Annotated in this window: 15 protein-coding genes; 7 read left to right on the forward strand and 8 right to left on the reverse strand. The window is 60.0% G+C overall.

The features are described from left to right. Positions 1 to 125: 125 nt before the first annotated feature. Positions 126 to 1,901, reverse strand: a complete 1,776-nt coding sequence (locus AC1IN8_RS18170; RefSeq protein ID WP_479760019.1) for a GGDEF domain-containing protein — start codon at positions 1,899 to 1,901, stop codon at positions 126 to 128. 209 nt (positions 1,902 to 2,110) lie between these two features. Here AC1IN8_RS18170 and ftnA point away from each other — a divergent pair, with 209 nt between their 5' ends. After that, positions 2,111 to 2,635 (forward strand): non-heme ferritin, encoded by a 525-nt coding sequence (ftnA, locus tag AC1IN8_RS18175; RefSeq protein ID WP_479759993.1) that lies wholly within the window; start codon positions 2,111 to 2,113, stop codon positions 2,633 to 2,635. 153 nt (positions 2,636 to 2,788) lie between these two features. After that, complete coding sequence (locus tag AC1IN8_RS18180; RefSeq protein ID WP_479759995.1) at positions 2,789 to 3,973, forward strand: BaiN/RdsA family NAD(P)/FAD-dependent oxidoreductase; 1,185 nt, start codon at positions 2,789 to 2,791, stop codon at positions 3,971 to 3,973. A gap of 186 nt (positions 3,974 to 4,159) precedes the next feature. Here AC1IN8_RS18180 and AC1IN8_RS18185 read toward each other — a convergent pair whose 3' ends face one another. Further along, complete coding sequence (locus tag AC1IN8_RS18185) at positions 4,160 to 5,380, reverse strand: MFS transporter (protein ID WP_479759997.1); 1,221 nt, start codon at positions 5,378 to 5,380, stop codon at positions 4,160 to 4,162. A 222-nt stretch (positions 5,381 to 5,602) separates the two neighbouring features. On the opposite strand from AC1IN8_RS18185, the gene leuE reads away from it, so the two are divergent. Next, positions 5,603 to 6,241: a leucine efflux protein LeuE gene (gene leuE / locus AC1IN8_RS18190; protein ID WP_319916358.1), complete on the forward strand. Its 639-nt coding sequence runs from the start codon at positions 5,603 to 5,605 to the stop codon at positions 6,239 to 6,241. Positions 6,242 to 6,281: 40 nt separating this feature from the next. On the opposite strand, the gene AC1IN8_RS18195 is transcribed toward leuE, so the two are convergent. The 5 genes from AC1IN8_RS18195 to ecpA all read right to left on the reverse strand — a co-directional run bounded on the left by AC1IN8_RS18195 (position 6,282) and on the right by ecpA (position 12,415). Further along, positions 6,282 to 6,956, reverse strand: a complete 675-nt coding sequence (locus AC1IN8_RS18195; protein WP_479759999.1) for a fimbria/pilus periplasmic chaperone — start codon at positions 6,954 to 6,956, stop codon at positions 6,282 to 6,284. A gap of 14 nt (positions 6,957 to 6,970) precedes the next feature. Continuing rightward, the gene (locus AC1IN8_RS18200; RefSeq protein ID WP_479760000.1) at positions 6,971 to 8,593 is read right to left on the reverse strand and encodes a hypothetical protein; all 1,623 of its coding nucleotides are present in this window, start codon (positions 8,591 to 8,593) and stop codon (positions 6,971 to 6,973) included. A 2-nt stretch (positions 8,594 to 8,595) separates the two neighbouring features. Then, the gene (locus AC1IN8_RS18205; protein ID WP_479760002.1) at positions 8,596 to 11,043 is read right to left on the reverse strand and encodes a TcfC E-set like domain-containing protein; all 2,448 of its coding nucleotides are present in this window, start codon (positions 11,041 to 11,043) and stop codon (positions 8,596 to 8,598) included. A 79-nt stretch (positions 11,044 to 11,122) separates the two neighbouring features. Then, complete coding sequence (locus tag AC1IN8_RS18210; RefSeq protein ID WP_319914309.1) at positions 11,123 to 11,782, reverse strand: EcpB family pilus assembly chaperone; 660 nt, start codon at positions 11,780 to 11,782, stop codon at positions 11,123 to 11,125. 60 nt (positions 11,783 to 11,842) lie between these two features. Beyond that, entirely contained in the window at positions 11,843 to 12,415 is a 573-nt protein-coding gene (gene ecpA, locus AC1IN8_RS18215; protein ID WP_342059255.1) for a common pilus major fimbrillin subunit EcpA, read from the reverse strand. 586 nt (positions 12,416 to 13,001) lie between these two features. On the opposite strand from ecpA, the gene AC1IN8_RS18220 reads away from it, so the two are divergent. After that, positions 13,002 to 13,625: a response regulator transcription factor gene (locus AC1IN8_RS18220; protein ID WP_319914307.1), complete on the forward strand. Its 624-nt coding sequence runs from the start codon at positions 13,002 to 13,004 to the stop codon at positions 13,623 to 13,625. A gap of 5 nt (positions 13,626 to 13,630) precedes the next feature. Further along, positions 13,631 to 17,221 carry an ATP-binding protein gene (locus AC1IN8_RS18225; RefSeq protein WP_479760021.1) on the forward strand — a complete coding sequence of 1,197 codons (3,591 nt, stop codon included), beginning with the start codon at positions 13,631 to 13,633 and terminating at the stop codon, positions 17,219 to 17,221. Between the two features lie 31 nt (positions 17,222 to 17,252). On the opposite strand, the gene AC1IN8_RS18230 is transcribed toward AC1IN8_RS18225, so the two are convergent. Continuing rightward, on the reverse strand, positions 17,253 to 17,693 hold the full coding sequence (locus AC1IN8_RS18230; RefSeq protein ID WP_479760005.1) for a hypothetical protein: 441 nt from the start codon (positions 17,691 to 17,693) through the stop codon (positions 17,253 to 17,255). Between the two features lie 166 nt (positions 17,694 to 17,859). On the opposite strand from AC1IN8_RS18230, the gene AC1IN8_RS18235 reads away from it, so the two are divergent. Together AC1IN8_RS18235 and AC1IN8_RS18240 are read left to right on the forward strand one after the other, a co-directional pair. Next, positions 17,860 to 19,533, forward strand: coding sequence for a sensor histidine kinase (locus AC1IN8_RS18235; RefSeq protein ID WP_247627614.1), 1,674 nt, complete (start codon positions 17,860 to 17,862; stop codon positions 19,531 to 19,533). 129 nt (positions 19,534 to 19,662) lie between these two features. Then, complete coding sequence (locus AC1IN8_RS18240) at positions 19,663 to 20,391, forward strand: LytR/AlgR family response regulator transcription factor (RefSeq protein WP_139437044.1); 729 nt, start codon at positions 19,663 to 19,665, stop codon at positions 20,389 to 20,391. Positions 20,392 to 20,464 lie beyond the last annotated feature (73 nt).

Below are 20,464 nucleotides of genomic sequence, written 5' to 3' on the forward strand. Positions count from 1 at the left end.
GCTTCAGGCTTTCAGCCTCAGGCGACATTGCAGCTTGGCTGATTGGGGGCCGGAGCCAGCCAATATGGTCTGGTTGCGCCCCTGGTGTCTGATGTTCGAGGCGTTATGGCCTCAGGCCTTCAGCCTCAGGCGACGTTGCAGGCAGGCTGGTTGGGGGCCGGAGCCAGTATGGTCTGGTTGCGCCCCTGACGTTTGGCCTGGTACATGGCCATGTCGGCCCTGTGGATCAGCTGGCTGAGGCTGTCATCGTCCGGTGAGCGCTCCGCCACCCCTATGCTGATGGTCATGTGGGGGGCGGCCAGGTAGGCGATCCGGTTTCTGAGCTGTTCGGCCAGCCGCCAGCAAGTGGCGCCGTCCTGCGTCATGGCTACCAGAAACTCCTCCCCTCCCCAGCGCCCGACCTGTTGCAGATCCGGCGCCCAGCTCTTCAGCTCCCGGGCCAGTTGCCGTATGGCCTGGTCACCTGTCTGGTGGCCGTGCCTGTCGTTGATCTGCTTGAAATGGTCGATGTCGATGATGAGCAGGGTCAGTGGCGCATCCAGCTGCCACTGCTGCTCCAGTTGCTCCAGCAGGGCGCGCCGGTTCGGCAGCCCGGTCAGCTGATCGAAGGTGGCCAACTTGTAGAGATGGCGCGAGCTGCGGTGCAGTCTGTGGGTGGTGAGCCCGAGCAGGATCAGGGCGCCGATCAGCAGGACGACCAGCATCAGCTGGTAGTAGCGGGCACTCTGCTGATACAGCAGTTGCTGGCGCTTGTTCTCGTTCTCCTGCTGCAACGCCAGGTTGCTGGCCTCGCTGCGGGCCAGGTCCATCTCGACCTGGAAGGCGGCGGCATGCTGGCTCAGGGTCTGGTTGAAGTGCTGCCTGTAGTGCTGCATGTAGCGGGTCATGACACCATAGGCCTCGGGGTAGCGTCCCAGGTCTGCCAGCAGCCTGGCCTGCATCGCCTTGCCCTCTATGCTGACCGGGCCTGGCTGATTCGTCAGCAGTTGCAAGGCCAGCTGGGTCTCCCCCCGTCCCTGCAGGGTTCTGGCCCGGATCTCGGTCAGCCGGGAGGCGGCCTGGGGATAACCCAGCCCCTCATAGATGGCCTGCGCCTCCTCCAGGCTTTGCCAGGCGGAGTGCCAGTCTCGCTGCGCATTGAACACCATGGCCCTGTAGCCGAGGACGATGGCGCGATAATGGGGCGAGAGCCCGGGGGTGGCCAGCAGGGTCTCGAGCAGCTCGCTCGCCCGATCGGGGCGCCCCATGTCGATGTAGAGTCGTGCCATGTTGGCCTGGATGATGGCCTGACTGTTGGGTTCGTTCAGTCGCACCATCTGCCCGAGGGCATCCTGATAGTAGCTCTCGGCCTCCCGGTGGAGGCTGAGATCGGCATAGAGGTTGCCAAGGGTCATCATCAGACGGGCACACTGCAAGGTGGAGAGGGCGCTTTTTGGCCCTTTTTGCTTGAGCTGGAAGGCGGTCTTGAGCTCGGCGATCGCCTCCTTCATCTGCTGGGTACGGTAGAGGGCGAGGCCATTGAGGGCATGCCACTCGGACTCCTGCTGGAGATGGCCCAGGATGGCCGGCCTGAGCTGGGTCAGTAGCTGGAGAGCCTGCTCGGGGGCCTCGGTATCCAGGGTCAGGGCAATCTGCTGCAATCTGAAGTCGAGCAGGCGCTGGCTCTCCTGCTGGGCACTGGCCAGCCCGCGGGCGCGGGCGTTGTCCAGCAGGGCCTGCTGGTAGCGTCCCAGGGCGGCCTGGGCAAGGGCTCTGGCATGGAACAGCTCCATGTCCTGCTGCGGGCTGGCGTCGAGGCGCTGCAGATAGCCGACGGGATCCCGCGCCGCCTGCAATTCAGCCTCTTCCAGCAAGGAGGGAGTGGCCTGCAACTGGGTTATCCAGAGCAGCGCCAGTGCCATAATGAATCTCATTGAATCCTTTCCCCGACCACTGGCGCCATCATAATGGCTGACGCTACCTACACCATGTTTCTTTGCTTCTCTATAACCGTATGGGTGACAGGATGAGGTGAAGCCGGGTCACAACTGCGAGCGCTGACCGTCGTATCTGGTTGCGTCAGGCTGCAACAGTGGCGACAATCGTGACCAAATCACAGTGGAGAATCATCATGTTGGCCAAAGCCATGATCGAGAAGTTGAACGAGCAGATTAATCTTGAATTCTATTCCTCCAATCTCTACCTGCAGATGAGCGCCTGGTGCGAGGACAAGGGCTTCGAAGGGGCTGCCACCTTCCTGCGCAAGCACGCCGCCGAGGAGCGCCAGCACATGGAGCGCCTGTTCACCTACGTGAGCGAAACCGGTGGCATGCCGCTGCTGGGGGCCATCGATGCCCCTCCCCACGAGTTCAACTCGCTGGGGGACATCTTCCGTACCACCCTGGAGCACGAGTACCACATCACCAAGTGCATCAACGGCCTGGCCCATGTGGCATTCACCACCCAGGACTACTCCACCTTCAACTTCCTGCAGTGGTACGTGGCCGAGCAGCACGAAGAGGAGAAGCTGTTCAAGAGCATCGTCGATCGCCTGTCGCTGGTGGGGGAAGATGGCAAGGGTCTCTACTTCATCGACAAGGAGCTGGCCGAGCTGGTCAAGGGTGCCCCTGCCAGCATCATGGACGGCAACGCCTGATAGTCGTGGACACTTAGTGTTCAGCCAGTACAATACGGCCCCCTCGTGGGCCGTTTTCGATTGATGCAGCCATGAAACCGCCGCTGTGGTTTCTGCCGGATGCGATGACGGTCCCTTAGCAGGGGCCGTTTTTCTTTTGATGGGTGAGTGATGATGAAGCAGGTGGATGTGGTGGTGATCGGAGCCGGGGCGGCCGGCTTGATGTGTGCGGCCCAGGCCGGTTATCGGGGGCGATCCGTGCTGCTGCTGGACAACGCCAAGAAACCGGGGCGCAAGATCCTCATCAGCGGCGGCGGTCGCTGCAACTTCACCAACCATCAGGCCGGTCCCCACGCCTTCCTCTCGGGCAATCCGCACTTCTGCAAGTCGGCGCTGGCGCGCTACACCCAGCAGGACTTCATCGAGCTGGTGGACAGGCATGGCCTGAACTACCACGAGAAGACCCTGGGCCAGCTCTTTTGCGACGAAAGCGCCAAGGATATCGTCGACATCCTGCTCACCGAGTGTGACTGGGCCGGGGTGACCCTGCAGTGCCAGACCGAGATCCTCTCCGTCAGCAAGACGGATGACGGCTTCCTGCTCGACACCAGCAAGGGGGAGATCGCCTGCTCGTCGCTGGTGGTCGCCACCGGCGGCCTCTCCATGCCGAAACTCGGCGCCACTCCGTACGGCTTCAAGCTGGCGGAGCAGTTCGGCCTCAACGTGCTGCCCACCCGCGCCGGTCTGGTGCCCTTCACCCTGCATCAGGAACAGAAAGAGGCGTTCGCCGATCTCGCCGGGGTCAGCCTGCCGGTGGCGGTGACCGCCGAGGATGGCACCCGCTTCAAGGAGGCCATGCTGTTCACCCATCGCGGTCTCTCCGGCCCCGCCATCCTGCAGATCTCCTCCTTCTGGCTGGCGGGGGAGAAGATCCACATCAACCTGCTGCCCGAGCTGGATATCCCTGCGGCCCTCAAGGCCTGGGCCCAGGCCCATCCGGCCCAGGAGCTGAAAACCGTGCTGGGGCGCGAGCTACCCAAGCGCTTCGTCGACAAGCTGGTGGAGCTGGGGCAGCTCCACAGCAAGCCGATGCGTCAGTACAACGAACGGGAGCTGGAGGCGGTGGCCACCTTGCTGGGGGACTGGCAGATACTGCCGAACGGCACCGAAGGCTATCGCACCGCCGAGGTGACCCTGGGGGGGGTGGATACCAAGGAGCTCTCCTCCAAGACCATGGAGGCGCGCAAGGTGCCCGGTCTCTACTTCGTCGGCGAGGTGGTGGACGTGACCGGCTGGCTCGGTGGCTACAACTTCCAGTGGGCCTGGTCTTCCGGCTGGGTAGCTGGCCAGTACTGCTGATGATGCAGCCCGGTGTCGTCGATGACCACGATCACGGGCTCAGTAGTGACAACTTCCAGTGGGTCTGTCATCCCCTCCGGCTGGGTGGCTGATCAGTACTGCTGACGTACCCTTGTTCTCATCAACGTCCAACGCGGCCTCTCAGGCCGCGTTTTTTATGGGTGCTATCCCTCGCGGGGTGGCCCGTTATCCCTTTCTAAGAGTCGGCAAGAAGGCGGTCAGCAAGCCGATGAGCGGCAGGTAGGCGCAGAGCTGGTACACGGTCTCTATGCTGGTGGCATCGGCCAGCTGACCCAGCAGGGCGGCGCCTATGCCCCCCATGCCGAAGGCGAAGCCGAAGAAGAGGCCGGAGATGGTGCCGACCTTGCCGGGCACCAGCTCCTGGGCGTAGACCAGGATGGCGGAGAAGGCCGACGCCAGGACGAGGCCGATGATCACCGAGAGCACCGAGGTCCAGAACAGGTCGACGTGGGGCAGCAGCAGGGTGAAGGGGGCGACCCCCAGGATGGAGATCCAGATCACCCGCTTGCGGCCGATGCGGTCACCGACCGGCCCGCCGAGCACTGTGCCCGCCGCGACGGCGAACAGGAAGGCAAACAGATGGAACTGGGCGCTATCCAGGGACAGGCTGAACTTGTCCATCAGATAGAAGGTGTAATAGCTGCTCAGGCTGGTCATGTAGAAGAACTTGGAGAACATCAGCAGACCCAGGATGGCCAGCGACCAGCCGATCTGGCGGCGGCTCAGGCCACTGCCGGCATGGGCCTTCATCCGCTTGTGGAAGTTGGCCCCGTGATGGCTGGACCAGCGCCCGACCAGGCAGAGCACCATGACGCCCACCAGGGCGAACAGCGAGAACCAAGCGGCGCTGCCCTGTCCCTGCGGCACTATGATGAGCGCGGCGAGCAGCGGACCTATGGCCGAGCCGAGGTTGCCACCGATCTGGAACAGGGATTGGGCCAGGCCCGGCTGGTTGCCGGCCGCCATGCGGGCGACCCGGGAGGATTCCGGGTGGAAGACGGAGGAGCCCATGCCGATCAGCATGGCCGACAGCAGTACGGCGCCAAAGCTGCCCGCCTGTGACAGGGAGAGCAAGCCGATCAGGGTGAAGCCCATGCCGAGGGGCAGCGAATACGGCATGGGCCTGCGGTCCGTGTAGAGGCCGATCAGCGGCTGCAACAACGAGCCCGTGAACTGGTAGGTGAGGGTGATGAGCCCTATCTGGGTGAACGACAGATCGAGCCCCAGCTTCAGCAGCGGATAGATGGCCAGCAGCACCGATTGCATCATGTCGTTCAACAGGTGCGAGAAGCTGATGGCGGCAATCACCGGATAAGTGGTGGTGTTCAGGGGGTCGGCCGAGGGCGGGGCGGCGATCGGCGTGTCGGTACTCAGGGTCTTGTCCATGGATGAGGTATCTGCGGTTTCACACTCCCTCTACCATGCCCTATCCCGGTGCATCTGGACATAACCAAAGTGGGCGAACGCCGGGGCTGCTCTCGATCGGCGTGCCAGCCGTGCATCCTGAAGGTGTGGGGATGGCAGGTCAGATCTTGTGCTTGGCGCGTGGCGGATTAGTATAGAAAGCCTGCCGCCGCTATCCGGCCCATCGTCCGCCATGGAGGGAACATGTTCGAAAGCCTGGGAGTCATCAACGTCTGGACCTATCTGGTGGGCCTCTTCTTCATCATCATAGCGCCGGGCCCCAACTCGATTTATGTGCTGCGCACCGCCGCGGTGCGGGGCATTGGGCCTGGCTATCGCGCCGCCCTCGGGGTCTTCGTCGGTGACGCCATCCTCATCTTCTGTGCCTATCTGGGGATCGCTTCCCTCATTCGCACCACCCCCCTGCTGTTTACTCTGGTGCGTTATCTCGGCGCCATCTACCTGCTCTATCTGGGGGTGAAGATCCTCCATGCCAACTTCATTGCCAGGCGCGAAGGGCAGGAGTCTGCGGTGGAGCTGGGGGAGCGCTATTTCTCCAAGGCCCTCACCCTGAGCCTCACCAACCCCAAGGCAATCCTGTTCTACGTCTCCTTCTTCGTGCAGTTCATCGACTTCAGCTATGCCCACACCTGGATCTCCTACCTGGTGCTGGCCGGCATGCTGGAAGCCATGAGCTTCGTCTATCTCACCCTGCTGATCTTCGGCGGCACCCTGGTGGCTAGCTTCTTTCGCCGTAAACAGGGGCTTGCCCGGCTGGGCAATGGCCTGATAGGTCTGTTCTTCATGGGCTTCGCGGCCAGATTGGCGACGATCTCCTCCTGACCTTCGGGGTTGCTGACCCAGGTTGCCCGGTGCCGGTCACCTAGTCTGGCCAGCAATCCTTGCCGACCGGGATGAAGCGAGACTGGTAGACGATCAGCTTCTGGTTGCCTGCTTGGCCGATCCTCGGGTTCTGGTAGGTCTCGCCGGGCAACAGGTATTTGCTGTCTGCCTCGCTGTCCGGCTGCTCACAACCTTGCTTGACCATGAATTCGAAATAGGTGTTGCCGGTATTGGTGATGCTGCTCTGTGCCGAATCCAGCTGGTATTCAAAACGTGACTGACGCGGGCGCACCACCAGAATGGACTGCAGGGCCAGCTTCACCTCTACGGTTCCCCGGTGCTGCGTCTGACTGCCGTCATCCACCTGGGCCGCCGGTGACTCGGTGAAGGTGATGCGGTAGTAACGCTCATGGTCATCGGTCGGCCCCTTGTAGTAGAACTTGACGTTCTGGGCCTGTCTGGAGTGCAGCGTGAAACGCTTGGGGGCAAACAGCAGCTCACCGGGGACGGTGGGCAGTGTCCTGCCCCTGGCCGTGGGGTCGCTGATTTTTTCCATCTGTATGTCGTACAGCTTGGGCGAGGCGCTGTTGTTGGTCAGGGTTCGGGTGATGAACTCCTGCTTTGGCGCCATGGCAAGAGTCATGGCGCCGATGTCGAGGGCGGCGGCCTGTGAGGCGAGCAGGCCGCCCAGCAAGGGCCAAAGAAGACGATGCATAATGTGCTCCATGGTCAGCGCCAGGTCCCCTTGATGGTGATGGTGCCGCTTTGCTCCACCTCACCTTCCCACATCTCGTCGCCCATGGTGCGCTGCACCATGGGATCGGTCAGGTCGAACTCCAGCGCCAGCTTGTAAAACCGGGTGATGCCCTGGCCGTTGACGGGATCGTTCCACTCCTGCGGCGGCTGGTTGTCCTGTATACCCAGGGTGCGAATATCCACCGGTGTGCGATCGCAGCGAATGGTGTGCCGTGAAGCCGCACCATGAGCCACCGAATCGAATACCAGCCTGGTGGGTATGGGGACGGCCTGTTCGGGTGCAGACGAGCCAGCAGGATAGAAGGTGCAATGTCCCTGATAAGGCGAACCTCTGTCCTGTGAAATGGAAATTTCCAGCATGTCGGCACTGATGGGGCCGCTATCAGAGATATTGTATGAGAAGCTCAGAATATCTTTTCCGACCTGACCCTCCCTGTAAGGGTTGCTGACGCCTTCCGAAGATAAAATGGAAACGCTGAAGTCCCGTGGCTTGATATGAATTTCTGTTGTGCCGCTGAATTCATAGTATCCACTCTCGGGGGCATAGCCATTCTTCATGTTGAAGTTGATCAGACTGCGAGTCAGTTGATCTTGCAGTCCCAGTCTCACAACTTGTTTGAAGAAATTGCTGGACAAGAAAAGATAAACCGAGGGCTGCCCTCTTAAATAGCTGATGTTGTAGCGAGAACCTTTGTTTGCCCAATTTTTCAAATCTGCGCTCATTTGCAGATCCGCAGCACCAATGGCGCTATTCAGCGAGCTGTTTCTGACATTGGTATACATATAGGGCTCGGTGTAGTTCTGGCTGCCATCTTCGTTGAAGTTGTAATCAAGAAAACGACACAAAATCCCATCTCGGGTGCCCAGCCTGTAATTCTCACAGCCTTGTGAACCGGGCAAAACATAGGGTGTCCCATTGCTGTCCACAATGACTTCGCTTATCGCATTGGTTTGTACGAAGCGAAGATGTCCTGCTTTTTTGTGCTGCATGTTTCTCACATACCAGTAGCCACTGTTTTGATTGATACAGCGTTCACCGGCTGCCGCGTCATATTTGAATGTGGTCATGCACAGGTTCATTTCCCTGTTCAAGATGGCTCCCACAGGCATGGTCCGAAGATAGTCAAAGAAACTCGAACTCAATTTGCCATGACCCCAACCAGCAGATGCCCCGATGAGGCCGAAGAAGCCGAGATCATCAACGACGGCCGGTTTGTTGACTGCCTCCGCTGTATCAGGGTCACAACGGGTATAAGTCATGATGCAGCGTTGGTTGACATAAGGGCGGCGAATAGGGCCGTTTTCCCACATATCGACGTTCCAGTTGTTGATATCGGTGTTGTATCCGTTATCAACGTACGCCAGGCTCACCTGACCATTGCCTTTGAGCGAGGTCCAGGCATTTGCGCCGGTCAGGCGAGGATCCAGACCATCGGTCGGCGCAACAAACAGGTTGTTGTCTTCCTGATTTTCAATAAACAGAAAATGGCGCAGCGCGGCATTCGGCCAGACGGTTTTGGATACAGCGGCACTGCTTTGCTGTGCCCAGCCGGCGCCAAGTGCAATGACCAGCAGCAATCTGTGTGTGATGTTCATGTTCAATATTCTCTCACCATGGCATAGGTGGGCAGTCCCTGGCAGGTCACGACGCCGACCCAGGCTGCGCCCGTGTGTTGTGCAAGATCCAGGTCGGCTTCACAGAAGTCGCTTCCCCGGCGGAAAGTCAGCATGGGATTGGCCTTGTCCACATCCAGGGAGAATTCGCCTGCCTCGTTGGTCACCGTGGTGCCGATGTGGTTGTCAATGCGGGCATTCGCAAGCAGCGAGCCGTCTTCAGCCCTGAGTACGCCGAACACGGTGACCATCTCCTTGATGCTGCTGCCGGCATCCAGGGTGGCGACGTTGCCGGGGAACAGGGTGTAGCGCTGCTTGCCGGTGTTGATGTCATAGCTGTCCTTGCCCGTCTTGCTGTTGAGCAGTTCCACCTCGTACTCCTGATAGGGTGGGAGTGCCAGGAATGTCTGTTCCCCTTGCAGGGGGTAGTCCTGTCCATTCACCTTGGCGAGCATCTGTCCGTCGCGGTGGATGCCGGTATTGATGATGAGGCCTGAACCTGAGGAGCTCCGGCTGGATGCGACCACGTCATTCTCCGTGGTGATCAGGGCACCTCGTGCAATCAGGTTGCCATTCATGTCGCCACCGTGGCCGCGACCCAGCGTCATGGTGCCGCCGATGACCCTGTTCTCGAACCCCAGGGTGCCGGAAAGCGCCATATTGTGCGTGTCGCTGCCGTGCATCATGCGGGAGGCATTCAGCGTTGCCAGGTTGATGGCCCCCTCCATGCGCTTCTGATAGCTGAGGTTGGCCGTGGTCTGGCCCTGCTCGTTGCTGCTCATGCCGAAGCTGAACAGATTGTCGAACGGGATGGAGTAGTCCAGGGTGATGCTCTTGTTGCTGAATCCATCGAGGGTACTGCTGTCACTCTGCAGGCTGGCGCGCATGGAGAGGTTGCCGTATCGGCCCGCATAGAGGTGCTGGTAGTAATCCGCATAGCTGCGATCGCTGTTCATCTGACGGTCGTGCGTGGTGTTGAAGGTCAGTTGGCCCAGGCCGCTGACCCAGCCACCCAGATTGAGCGTGATGCCGGCGGAGTAGAGCTCGGTTTCACCCACTCCCAGGGTATCGCCCGCGTTCAGTTTCTCCTGGCTGACCCACAGGGAGGCGTTGTCATGGGCCTGCAGGGAGAGGCTGGAGGCCAGCCGCCAGGAGTGATCTGTGGCCAGCATGCCTTGCACCTGGGTGCCGAGGCGATCCGTAACCTGCCAGCTGGCGCGCCCCTCGCCGGCGGCCGCGCCCCTGAAAGCATAGGTCGTCGTGGCCACGTCGAGGGTGTCCAGCGAGCGCGCCAGCGACAGGCCCAGCAGGGGGGAATCGCCGCTGCTCTGGCTGTTCTCCATCATGCCCCCCCACCACTGCCATCCCCACTCCCGGGTAAACCCCAGGTTGCCACCCAGCTTGGTGACACGCTGGGTGGTCGTGCTGGTCAGGCGGCCGTCGACATAGACTTCGACCGTGACGTTGTAGACCCCGTTGGGGAACGAAGAGGTATCTATGTGCTGGTTGCCGATAGCCAGGTTTTGCAGGCCGATCAGGCGCTCATCCCGATAGACCCTGGCCTCGCCGTTGGCGGGCATGAAGACTTGCACCGGGGTGGTCGATTCGTTGGTTGCCTGTTTTCGAGATTGTGCCTGGTTGCCATAGGATGCGCCGTAGAGGCGGCCCGTGGTCAGGCCCGTCACTACCCCCAGGGTCTGCAAGTCCCACGTTGACACCATGCCCGCCGCGATGCGGCGATCATCGAGATCCCATTCGTACATGGCGCGGTAGATATCGCCGCTCTGTTCCGGCTCGCCCAGGTTGTAAAGGGAGGCATCCAGGGCGACATGGTGCGCGCCGAGTCCGACGATGCTCTCCAGTTGCAGGAAATTGGAGTCGTGGTGGCCGCTCTGGGGATTGTTGATGAAGGAGTAGCCCAGGTTGTAGCGCTGTACGCCCGTCAAGGTGTCCACCGTCGGGGTCAGTGTGACGCGGTTGTCAGGTTGCCTGGCCTGGCCAAAGGCGTCCCGTGACACCCGGATGGTGAGCAGCATGGCGACAAGGTCCAGCTGCATGCTGGCATCGGCGTCGATCTGCAAATCGCCTTCTGCAGAAAAAGTGCGCTTTTGCTGGCTGGAGAGCAGGGTGGTGAGGGCGTCGTTCAGCACGCCTTGCTGCTGGCCGGCACTGAAATCAAGGTGCAACAAGTGCAGCTTGCCATCTTGCAGCAGCAGGGTGGCATTGCCGATGGTGTCGTCGGTCAGGGTGTCGATCCTGTTGTCCTCATCCGTGTATCGGAGGCGCACCGGTACCGCCAGCCCCTCTTCCAGTGCCTTGGCAAAACTGGCAGGAATGATGACGTTGGCGATTTTGAGAGGGGCAGCAGTGCTGGCCGAGGCTGACATAGCAATCAGCCAGGAGAGCGGCAACAGCCAGGCTTTTTTCAACATTTCGAGCACCATGGTTCCGGATGTAGACAACGGGAGGGCGTCACCCTGCAAGAGGGTGGGGCGATACCGTTATTGGGGGTTACTTGATGACGACGAATTCCTGACCCAGCCAGAGCCCCAGGTGGCTCTTTGGATCACGCATATTGACCTGCTTGAACCGGCGTTGCTTGCCCGGCAGGTCGTAGTAGGTCTCCTTGCACAGCTCCTCGCCTTTCAGGCAGGGGCCATACGCCACCGTGCGATAGGAGGCATTCCCCCGGTTGGTGAGGGTGTCGTCCTTCAGGTCATAGGCGAATCGGTGCTGGCGTGGTGTCACCACCAGAATGGTGCCTATCTGGGCGGACGTGGTGGCAACCGCCTGACGGTGTTCGTTGCGCTGATCGTCGACGGAGAGGGCCGTGTCCAGCCAGCGGATGCGGTAGTAACGCTCCTTGTCATCCTGCGGGCCCTTGTAAAAGAACCTCACGTTGTTCCTGGCATTGGCGGGCAGCATCAGTCGACTGGGTGACAACATCAGCTCGCCGCTGACTTCCATGGGGATCTCCTGTCCCCCCTCTTCCGGTGAGGTGATGCGTGTCACGCTGATCGTGACCAATCTGGCCTGGTCGCTACCATTTTCAATCTGTTTGGCGACCTCCTGACTGCCCGCATCGATGAAGGTGGTGACGGCGCCGACATTGATCGCCTGGCTGATGCCGGGAATGAGCAGCAGCCATATCGCTGCAATTTTCAGGTTCATGATGTGCCCCTAAGAGAACAAAGGGCCCCGCAGGGCCCCCAATGGTACGCGGTGGATGAGTTAGCTCCAGTTCGCCATGAACTCGACGTTGACTTCGCCGCTCCACAGACCGTCCGGCAGGGCTTCAAAGGTGGTGGGGGTGCCGTTGGCAGTGGCACTCTCGATGTTGAAGGTGAAGGAACCCTGTGCGGTGACGCGCTCGGCATCATTCTTGAAGCCGTTGGCAAGAGGAGAGAGATTCCCCCCCGTGATGCCGGCGGCGGTGTCGATCAGGGTGGTATAGGCGGTCGTGCTGACCGGTGCGCCGCCCCACAGCACGCCCACGTCGACGGTGGAGTCGCCGCCCAGGTGATTCAGGGTGCCGTTCAGTTTCTTCGCCTTCAGGGTGAAGTCGGTCGCGCTGGCATCCCCCTTGATGGCGACATCGAACAGGCCGTTGACGGTGTTGAATCCCTTGATCCCTTCGGCATATTGGAAGGAGAGGCTGGAGAGCGGGGTGACGACCAGCTCGGAGGTGGTGTCTTTCTTGGCAGTGGCCTGCCAGGTCGCGACGGCGGACGCTTCTACGGCGGCGTGAGCGGTGGCGGCAAGGCCCAGGCTGGCCACGGACAGAGCAATCAGAGTCTTCTTCATTACGATATTTCCTACATATCTTCTGGATGGTATTGACCACCCGGTTGGTTCCTTGCCCGTCAGGGGCATGCCTTGCCACCTTGGCGATGATTTGACCAAGAGTGGCAGCCGGACCTGGAATATGTTGTTCCGCGGACCAGCTCGTTTTTTCGTCGACTAAGATAGCGATCGGTGCTGTCCGGATCGACCGAATGGTGTGTAGGAAAAATCCCAAAGGGTGATGGGGTACCTGCTTGATAAAATTATTTATTTTCCTTTTCTTTCAGGGGTTTGTTGCACCTCATGTATTTGATTTATATGTTTTTTTAGGGCTTTTTTTCATGAGCCGAAGGCGATGAAGAAACCAAGGGTGGGGGGAGTTAAAGAAAGGGAGCCATCCGGCAATGGTCGAGCTCCATACGGATCAATCAAAGTGCAATATATTGATAAATATATAGAAATTAAATGAAGCTATAATCATGATTAACTTGAAAGTACCATTTCTATATTTATTTAACATATCGAGAACAAAAGTTGACTGTATGGTGTAGCTGCCTGATTTGTAGTTAATATGCTCGTCGGACAGGGCTGAATAATGGATCTATATATGGCGAAGGTATTGATAGTAGATGATCACCCAGCAATAAGAATGGCCGTAAACATGTTGTTGAAACAGGACGAACATCATGTTTTAGGTGAGGTTGATAATGGTGTCGATGCTATCGCCATGGCCAGGAACACCCAACCTGATATCGTTATTCTTGATATTGGAATACCGCAACTCGATGGCATCGAAGTGATTAAAAGAATCAAGATGCTGGATGTTGACGCCAAGATTCTGGTGCTGTCAGCACAATCCACCCACCATATTATGGTGCGGTGTCTGCAAGCCGGTGCCGAGGGTTTCTTGTCCAAGCTGGATGATTTGTACTTGCTGAAGGATGCGATTGCAAAAATAGAGAAGCAGCAACTCTATTACCCCCGTGATGTCATCGCCGGCGCCAGGCATGCCCATACGGTCGATCGGGAAGATCTGCTGTCGACTCTCTCTTCCCGCGAGATGAGCGTGCTGTTGCAGATTTGCCAGGGCCACGCCAACAAGCAGATTGCCCAAAGCATGCTGCTGAGCGAGAAAACCGTCAGCACCTACAAGACCAGGTTGATGAAGAAACTCAACATCACCAACATCGTCGATCTGATCAGTCTGGCCAGACGGCAGAAGCTGCTGTGATCGCGATGAAATCCCTGCTGTTCTTCCTTGTTCTGCTTTGTGCGTGGCCGCTGTCGGCCAATGCGCAGGAAGAGCCACTGCTCCAGGTCTATTCGCGGGATGGCGGGGAATATCTGGATGCCAGCCCTCTACCGCTGCATGGGGAGGAGTGGCGCTGGTTGCAGGAGCGCGAGCGGCTGATCCTGGGGGTGCCCAGACCCGATAATCCCCCCATGGACATCACCCTGCGAGCCAACGCCTATGAGGGGGTGACAGCCGACATCGTCGGCATGCTGACCCATCTGCTGCACATCGAGATCCTGGTGAAGGGATACCCTTCCAGGGCGGCTGCCATCGAGGCGCTCAAGCGAGGGGAGATCGACATGCTGAGCGCCTCGAACGCTTATGAACAGGAGCAGCAGCTCCTGTTGACCGATAAATATATTGCGGATGATCCCGCCATTTATAAAAATATCGCGATACGAGAGCGTGAAATAAAATCGGTGGCAGTCCCAGAGTATTATTTGCCGTATACGGATATCATGCGCTATTTGTCGGACTACAAGATAAAAATATACCCGTCCCGCTATAGTGCATTATCCGCGGTGGCATATGGTCAGGTTGACGCCGTCATGGTGGACATGATCTCCGGCAATTTCATCGTCAACAAGTTCTATCAGAGCAGCATTCAATTATTGAAGCCGCTCTATATCGATACCGCCGGTTTTGCCTTTGCCCTCAACCCAAAGGAGCGGAGGCTCAAGAGGATCATGGATATCGCCCTGGGGGAGATCCTCGAGGGCAAGCGGGCGGAAGTGGCCAAACGCTGGAATGGGGGAGGCCTCTCCATCGGTGCCAGCAAGATCGACCTGAGCCGCGAGCAGTGGGAATGGCTGGCCAAGCGGGAGAAGATCCGGATTGCGGTGAACAGCGGCATTCCCCCCCTCAGTTTTTACGACATCACCGGCACCATGCACGGTGTGGTCGCCGATCTGCTGCAGGTCATGCGAGCCAAGCTGGGGGTGGAGCTAGAGATAGTGCCCATCAGGACGCCGGAGCAGATGACCCAGCTGCTGGATAGCGGTCAGGTGGATGCAGGGGTGCTGAGCCCGTCTGCGGAGCGCAGGAACCGCTATCTGTTCAGCCGAGCCTTTGTCCTCGATCCCCTCTCCTATGTGGTGGGGTTGCGTCACAGGAAGGCCCCCCCGGAGTCACTGCTCAAGACCGGCACTGTGGCCATGGTCAGGGGCTTTATCTCGACCCAGGCCATCGAAGCTGAATACGGCAAGCTGACGACGCGGCAGTTCGACACGATTGAGGACGCCATGCGCTGCGTGGCGACGGAGGTATGCGATGTGACCATACTGCCGCTGCGGGTGGCCAAGTACTATGTCAACAGCAAATTTCCCGACAGCCTGCTCATCACGGGAGAGCTGTTCGATTCCATCCCCATAGGTGCCGCGTTTGCAGTCACTCCAGCTTACCCCATACTGCGGGACATTCTGGACAAGGTCATCACCATCATTCCGCCGGATGAGCTGGAAGGGCTTTCCAACCGCTGGCGAGTCAATGTCAAACAGGAGAGCGTCTCCTGGCAGGAGTTGATCCGGGAGTTCGGGGTCTTCATCGCGTTGATCCTGCTGCTGACCCTCTGGGTTGGCCTGTGGGGGTTGTCGCTGCGCAAGCAGATCCGCGAGCGGCGGCTGGTGGAGGGGGCGCTGAGCACCCAGCTCAAGTTCATCGCCGATCTGGTGGACGGGACACCTCACCCCATCTATGCGCGGGATTTGAACGGGATCCTGGTGCTGTGCAACAGCAGCTATGCCAGCTTCCTTGGCGAGCCCAAGACCGCCCTGCTCGGAACGGGTCTGGACGACGCGCGCACGCGCTGGCCTTTTCTTGCTCCCCTGCATGGGGATCTGGCCCTCTCCCGTGACAGCCGCCGTGCCCAGGAGGGCGATCATCGCCTGAGCCTGCCGACAGGCGGGGTCGACGTCTATCACTGGGTGCAGCCTTACTACGATCTTGACGGCAATGTGCAGGGGGGCGTGGGAGGCTGGATCGACGTCAGCGAACGGGTGCGCCTGCTCGATGAGCTGGCGGTGGCCAGCCAGGAGGCCCAGGAGGCAAACCGTGCCAAGAGCACCTTCCTCGCGACCATGAGCCACGAGATCCGTACCCCCATGAATGCCATCATCGGCTTGCTGGAGCTGGCGCTCAAACGGGGTCGGCTGCACGAGGAAGATCAGGCCTCCCTCGCTATCGCCCACGGCTCGGCAAGAGACCTCTTGAGCCTTATCGGCGACATCCTGGATATTTCCAAGATTGAGTCTGGTCGGTTCGAACTGGCCCCCGAGCCCCATGACATCGTGACCCTGACAGAGTCGGTCGTCACCGTCTTCAACGCACTGGCGAGACAGAAAAACCTGCGGCTGGAGCTCGTCACGGGCAATCCCTCCTGGGTGCAAATCGATGGCCTCTGTTACAAGCAGATCCTCTCCAACCTGATCAGCAACGCCATCAAGTACACAGAGCGCGGGTCGGTCACGGTGACGCTGGTCTCCTGGGTCTGCGACGGCTGGTGTACCGTGCAGCTCACCATCCTGGATACCGGCATCGGCATAGACCGGGCCGAGCAGGCCCGGTTGTTCGCGCCTTTTAGCCAGGCGAGCCAACCCGAGAAAATCCAGCAGTCGGGTACAGGTCTGGGTCTGATGATCTCCCGCTCCCTGTGCGAGGCGATGGGGGGCTCCCTGCAACTGGAGAGCGCACCCGGACAGGGCACCCGGGTCAGTGTCGAGATGAAGTTGCCGGTGGCCGATGCCGTGACGATGCCCTCCGAACCTGTACAGGATCCTGCGGTGGAGCAGGGGCGACGGTTGAAGATCATGGTCGTGGACGATCATCCTGCCAACCGGTTGCTGGTCAGCCAGCAACTGGCCTATCTGGGCCATGACGCCACGGCCGTCGAGTCGGGGGAGGAGGCGTTGCGGCTGCTGGTCGGAGCCAGGGTGGATGTCATCATGACCGATTTCAACATGCCCGGCATGAACGGGTTCGAGCTGGCTCGCCAGTGCAGGGAGCTGGAGCGGTTGCACGGCTGGCAACGTACCCTGATCCTCGGGCTGACGGCCGATGCGCGGCAGGAGCAGATCAATGAAGGCCAGGCGGCAGGCATGGATGACTGTCTGTTCAAGCCGGTCGGACTGGAGGCACTCGATCACTGCCTGCGCCGGCACATGCAGCGGGAAGAGCAGACTGACATTGCCGCTTGCATGGAGGAGATCCGGAAATACCTCGGGCCGCTGACGGCGCACCAGTCGACCCTGATGGTGCCCCTGCTGGCCGAGTTCGTGCGGGCCAGTGACGACGATATCTCGGGATTGCAGCGGGCCGCTGAGGAGGGGCATGTCGGCCAGTTCATCGACCGCATACATCGTCTGAAAGGGGGAGCCAGGATCATGGGCACCATGAAACTGGTGGCGACCTGCAGCGAAATAGAATCCTGGGAACTTGAGCAGGCCAGGCTGCCCGAGGCGCTGGCACGTTTGCAGCGAGAGTACGAGGTCGTCCGGCTGGCGGCGACCCAGTTGCAGCTGATGGACGGGCAGGGATGAAGGCATGGGGACATGCCTTCGGGGCCTTTGGTCAGCCCAGCCAGTAAACCATCAGCTCATAGGCGGCCTCGCCCACCTGGTCCGGTCTGGCGGAAGGGGCCTGATAGCTGAGGTAATAGCGGGTCGCCTGCATCAAAGGTAGGGCGTGGCTCGCCTCGAGGGGCTGCCCGTTGAGCGCCAGCGTGATCCTGAGATCATCCTGCTGTGGCAGGGAGCCGTAGAGTGCGCGGGCTTGCAGTCGATAGGTGGTGTTGAAATCCGGGTGGCTCAGGTCTGCTGCCAGGATCTGGACGGGACTCTGTGCCGGATCCGAATTGATGGTCTGGAGGCCGGGGTGGGTAAGCGCTACTTCCATGTTGGTCTCTTTGCTGGCGGTGGCTTGCCAGTTCAGCTGGCTCACCTGCGTATTGGCGTGAACGGCGGCGCTGCTGCAACCGATCATCACTGCCAGCACCATGCTTTTTTGAAACATAGTTATCTCCTTTGTCGGACTGGGCCCCCCTTGGCGAGGGCCTCCTCTTATCGGCCCCTTCCCCGAAAGCTGAACCGCTCTGCCGGGATTCGCCCATGAGTCGGCGGCAGATAAGGGGTATGATCCGCCCCCTGGCGCCATGCCATGTCGTTGACGGAGGAGAGCCATGCTCGAAAATCAGATGATGTTGTTGGCGGTGTTTGAACGGGCGGCGCTGATGCTGATGACGCTCTTTCTCCTCACCCGCACCCGGCCGTTCCAGCGACTGTTCCAGAAGCGGGATCACACCCCGGCGGAGCTGCTGCTGGTGGCCGCCATCTTCGGCCTGTTCGCGGTGTTCAGCACCTATACCGGCATTCCGGTGGAGGGGGCCCTCATCAACGTGCGGATCATCGCCATCATCTCGGGCGGCATACTGTTCGGCCCCTGGGTCGGCATCCCGGCCGGGGTCATCTCGGGACTGCACCGCTACCTCATCGACATGGATGGTCACACCTCCATTCCCTGTCTCATCGCCAGCATCATCGCCGGCCTGCTCGCTACCTGGTTGCACCTGAAATGCCGCAAGTCGCGGCTCTGGCTCTACGGCATACTGGCGGGCATGGCCTGCGAGGGGCTGACCATGCTGCTGATCTGGCTGCTGACCGAGCCCCATGCCGTGGGGGTGGAGATCGTCAGCCACATCGCCTATCCCATGATCGCCGGAACCCTCTGCATCGGCCTCATCATCAAGCTGGTGCAGGATCTGGACGACGAGAAGGAGCTGATTGCCGCCAAGCAGGCCAAGCTGGCGCTGGACATAGCGAACCAGACGCTGCCCTTCTTCCAGAACATCGACCGCCACTCCCTCGGCCAGGTGTGCGCCGTGATCCGGCGCGAGATCGACGCCGATGCGGTGGCCATCACGGACACCCGGGACGTGCTGGCCTACGTGGGGGTGGGCAAGGATTACTACGAGCTGGACGAGCACCACGCCATCAGCGACATGACCCAGCGGGCGGTGCTGCTCGACCAGATCATCATCAACAACGATCTGCGCCAATATCACCTCTCCGATTTCCATTCGGTCATCATCATTCCACTGCGGGAAAACGGCGCCGTCAGCGGCACCCTCAAGATCTACTACCGCCGCACCCACAGCATCACCAGCTCCCTCAAGGAGATGGCGGTGGGCCTCTCCCAGCTCATCTCCACCCAGATGGAGGTGTCGCGCATCGAGCAGCTCAAAGAGATGACCCGCAAGGCGGAGTTCACCGCCTTGCAGAGCAAGATCAACCCGCACTTCCTGTTCAATGCCCTCAACGCCATCTCGTCCTTGATCCGCATCCGGCCCCAGCAGGCGCGCCAGCTCATCGCCAATCTAGCGGATTATCTGCGCTACAACCTCAACAAGGGGGACGAGCTCATCGACATCCAGGAGGAGCTGCAGCAGGTGCGCGACTACGTGGCCATCGAGCAGGCCCGCTTCGGGGACAAGCTGGAGGTGGTGTTCGAGGTGGACGACGTCCACATCCAGGTGCCGAGCCTGCTGTTGCAGCCCCTGGTGGAAAACGCCATCCTGCACGGCATCCAGCCCCGCAGCGCGCCGGGTCGGGTCACTATCGAGGTGAAGCAGCTGGCGGGGGGGATTCGGGTGGCGGTGCGCGACACCGGTTACGGCATCAGCCAGGCGGTGATCGACGGAGTGGCCGCCGGCCGGGTGGAGAGTCGCAGCATAGGCCTGATGAACGTGCATCAGCGGGTCAAGCTGCTGTACGGGGACGGCCTGCACCTCAAGCGACTGGAGCCGGGAACCGAAGTCTGCTTCTATCTGCCGGATCAGGAGGCGATGCCATGCTGAGGGCCATCATGGTTGAAGATAAGTGTGTGCTGCGAGAGGGGTTGTCATGCTGAAAGCCATTATTGTCGAAGAAGAATGTTTGATGCGGGAGGCGCTGGCCTCTCCTGCGCGCCTTCAGGGGGCAATGCCATGCTGAAAGCCATCATAGTGGAAGACGAATATCTGGCTCGCGAGGAGCTGATCTATCTGGTGAACCAGCACAGCCAGATCGAAATAGTGGCGAGCTTCGAGGATGGGCTGGAGGCGTTCAAGTACCTGCAGGATCACGAGGTGGACGTGGTGTTCCTGGATATCCAGATCCCCTCCATCGACGGCCTGCTGCTGGCCAAGAACCTGCACAAGTCGAGCCATCCGCCCCATATCGTCTTCGTCACCGCCTACAAGGAGTTCGCGGTGGAGGCGTTCGAGCTGGAGGCGTTCGACTATATCCTCAAGCCCTACAACGAGCCGCGCATCATCAATCTGCTGCAAAAGCTCGAGCATGCGGGCAAGTCGCAGCCGGGGCAGGGGGAGGTGAGCATCCCGCACAATCGCACCGTCAATCTGGTGAAGGGGGAGCGCATCATAGTCACTCCCTGCGAACAGATTTACTACGCGGAAGCGGACGAGAAGCTCACCCATGTCTACACCCGCACCGATCGCTACGTGATGACCATGGCCCTCAGCGAGTTTGTCAGCCGCTTGCCGGCGGAGGGGTTCTTTCGTTGCCACCGCTCCTACTGCGTCAACATCAACAAGATCCGCGAGATAGTGCCCTGGTTCAACAGCACCTATCTCATCCGGCTCCATGATCTGCCGTTCGAGGTGCCGGTCAGCCGCAGCAACATCAAGGCGTTCCGTCAGCTGATGCGGCTCTGATTGTCATTCATGCCTGCCGATCTGCATTTCATGCCTTAATTGGTCGGCGGGAGTCGCGTCTTGCCTATAGTGG

Source organism: Aeromonas sp. 130281 (genome assembly GCF_056642115.1).

Bases quoted from the DNA above. Each gene is read 5' to 3' on its own strand.
- AC1IN8_RS18225 (WP_479760021.1), top strand. From the start codon at position 13,631: ATGAAATCCCTGCTGTTCTTCCTTGTTCTGCTTTGTGCGTGGCCGCTG.
- ftnA (WP_479759993.1), top strand. From the start codon at position 2,111: ATGTTGGCCAAAGCCATGATCGAGAAGTTGAACGAGCAGATTAATCTT.
- AC1IN8_RS18200 (WP_479760000.1), bottom strand. From the start codon at position 8,593: ATGAACATCACACACAGATTGCTGCTGGTCATTGCACTTGGCGCCGGC.
- AC1IN8_RS18195 (WP_479759999.1), bottom strand. From the start codon at position 6,956: ATGCATCGTCTTCTTTGGCCCTTGCTGGGCGGCCTGCTCGCCTCACAG.
- leuE (WP_319916358.1), top strand. From the start codon at position 5,603: ATGTTCGAAAGCCTGGGAGTCATCAACGTCTGGACCTATCTGGTGGGC.
- AC1IN8_RS18235 (WP_247627614.1), top strand. From the start codon at position 17,860: ATGCTCGAAAATCAGATGATGTTGTTGGCGGTGTTTGAACGGGCGGCG.
- AC1IN8_RS18180 (WP_479759995.1), top strand. From the start codon at position 2,789: ATGAAGCAGGTGGATGTGGTGGTGATCGGAGCCGGGGCGGCCGGCTTG.
- AC1IN8_RS18185 (WP_479759997.1), bottom strand. From the start codon at position 5,380: ATGGACAAGACCCTGAGTACCGACACGCCGATCGCCGCCCCGCCCTCG.
- ecpA (WP_342059255.1), bottom strand. From the start codon at position 12,415: ATGAAGAAGACTCTGATTGCTCTGTCCGTGGCCAGCCTGGGCCTTGCC.
- AC1IN8_RS18240 (WP_139437044.1), top strand. From the start codon at position 19,663: ATGCTGAAAGCCATCATAGTGGAAGACGAATATCTGGCTCGCGAGGAG.
- AC1IN8_RS18170 (WP_479760019.1), bottom strand. From the start codon at position 1,901: ATGGCACTGGCGCTGCTCTGGATAACCCAGTTGCAGGCCACTCCCTCC.
- AC1IN8_RS18205 (WP_479760002.1), bottom strand. From the start codon at position 11,043: ATGTTGAAAAAAGCCTGGCTGTTGCCGCTCTCCTGGCTGATTGCTATG.
- AC1IN8_RS18210 (WP_319914309.1), bottom strand. From the start codon at position 11,782: ATGAACCTGAAAATTGCAGCGATATGGCTGCTGCTCATTCCCGGCATC.
- AC1IN8_RS18220 (WP_319914307.1), top strand. From the start codon at position 13,002: ATGGCGAAGGTATTGATAGTAGATGATCACCCAGCAATAAGAATGGCC.
- AC1IN8_RS18230 (WP_479760005.1), bottom strand. From the start codon at position 17,693: ATGTTTCAAAAAAGCATGGTGCTGGCAGTGATGATCGGTTGCAGCAGC.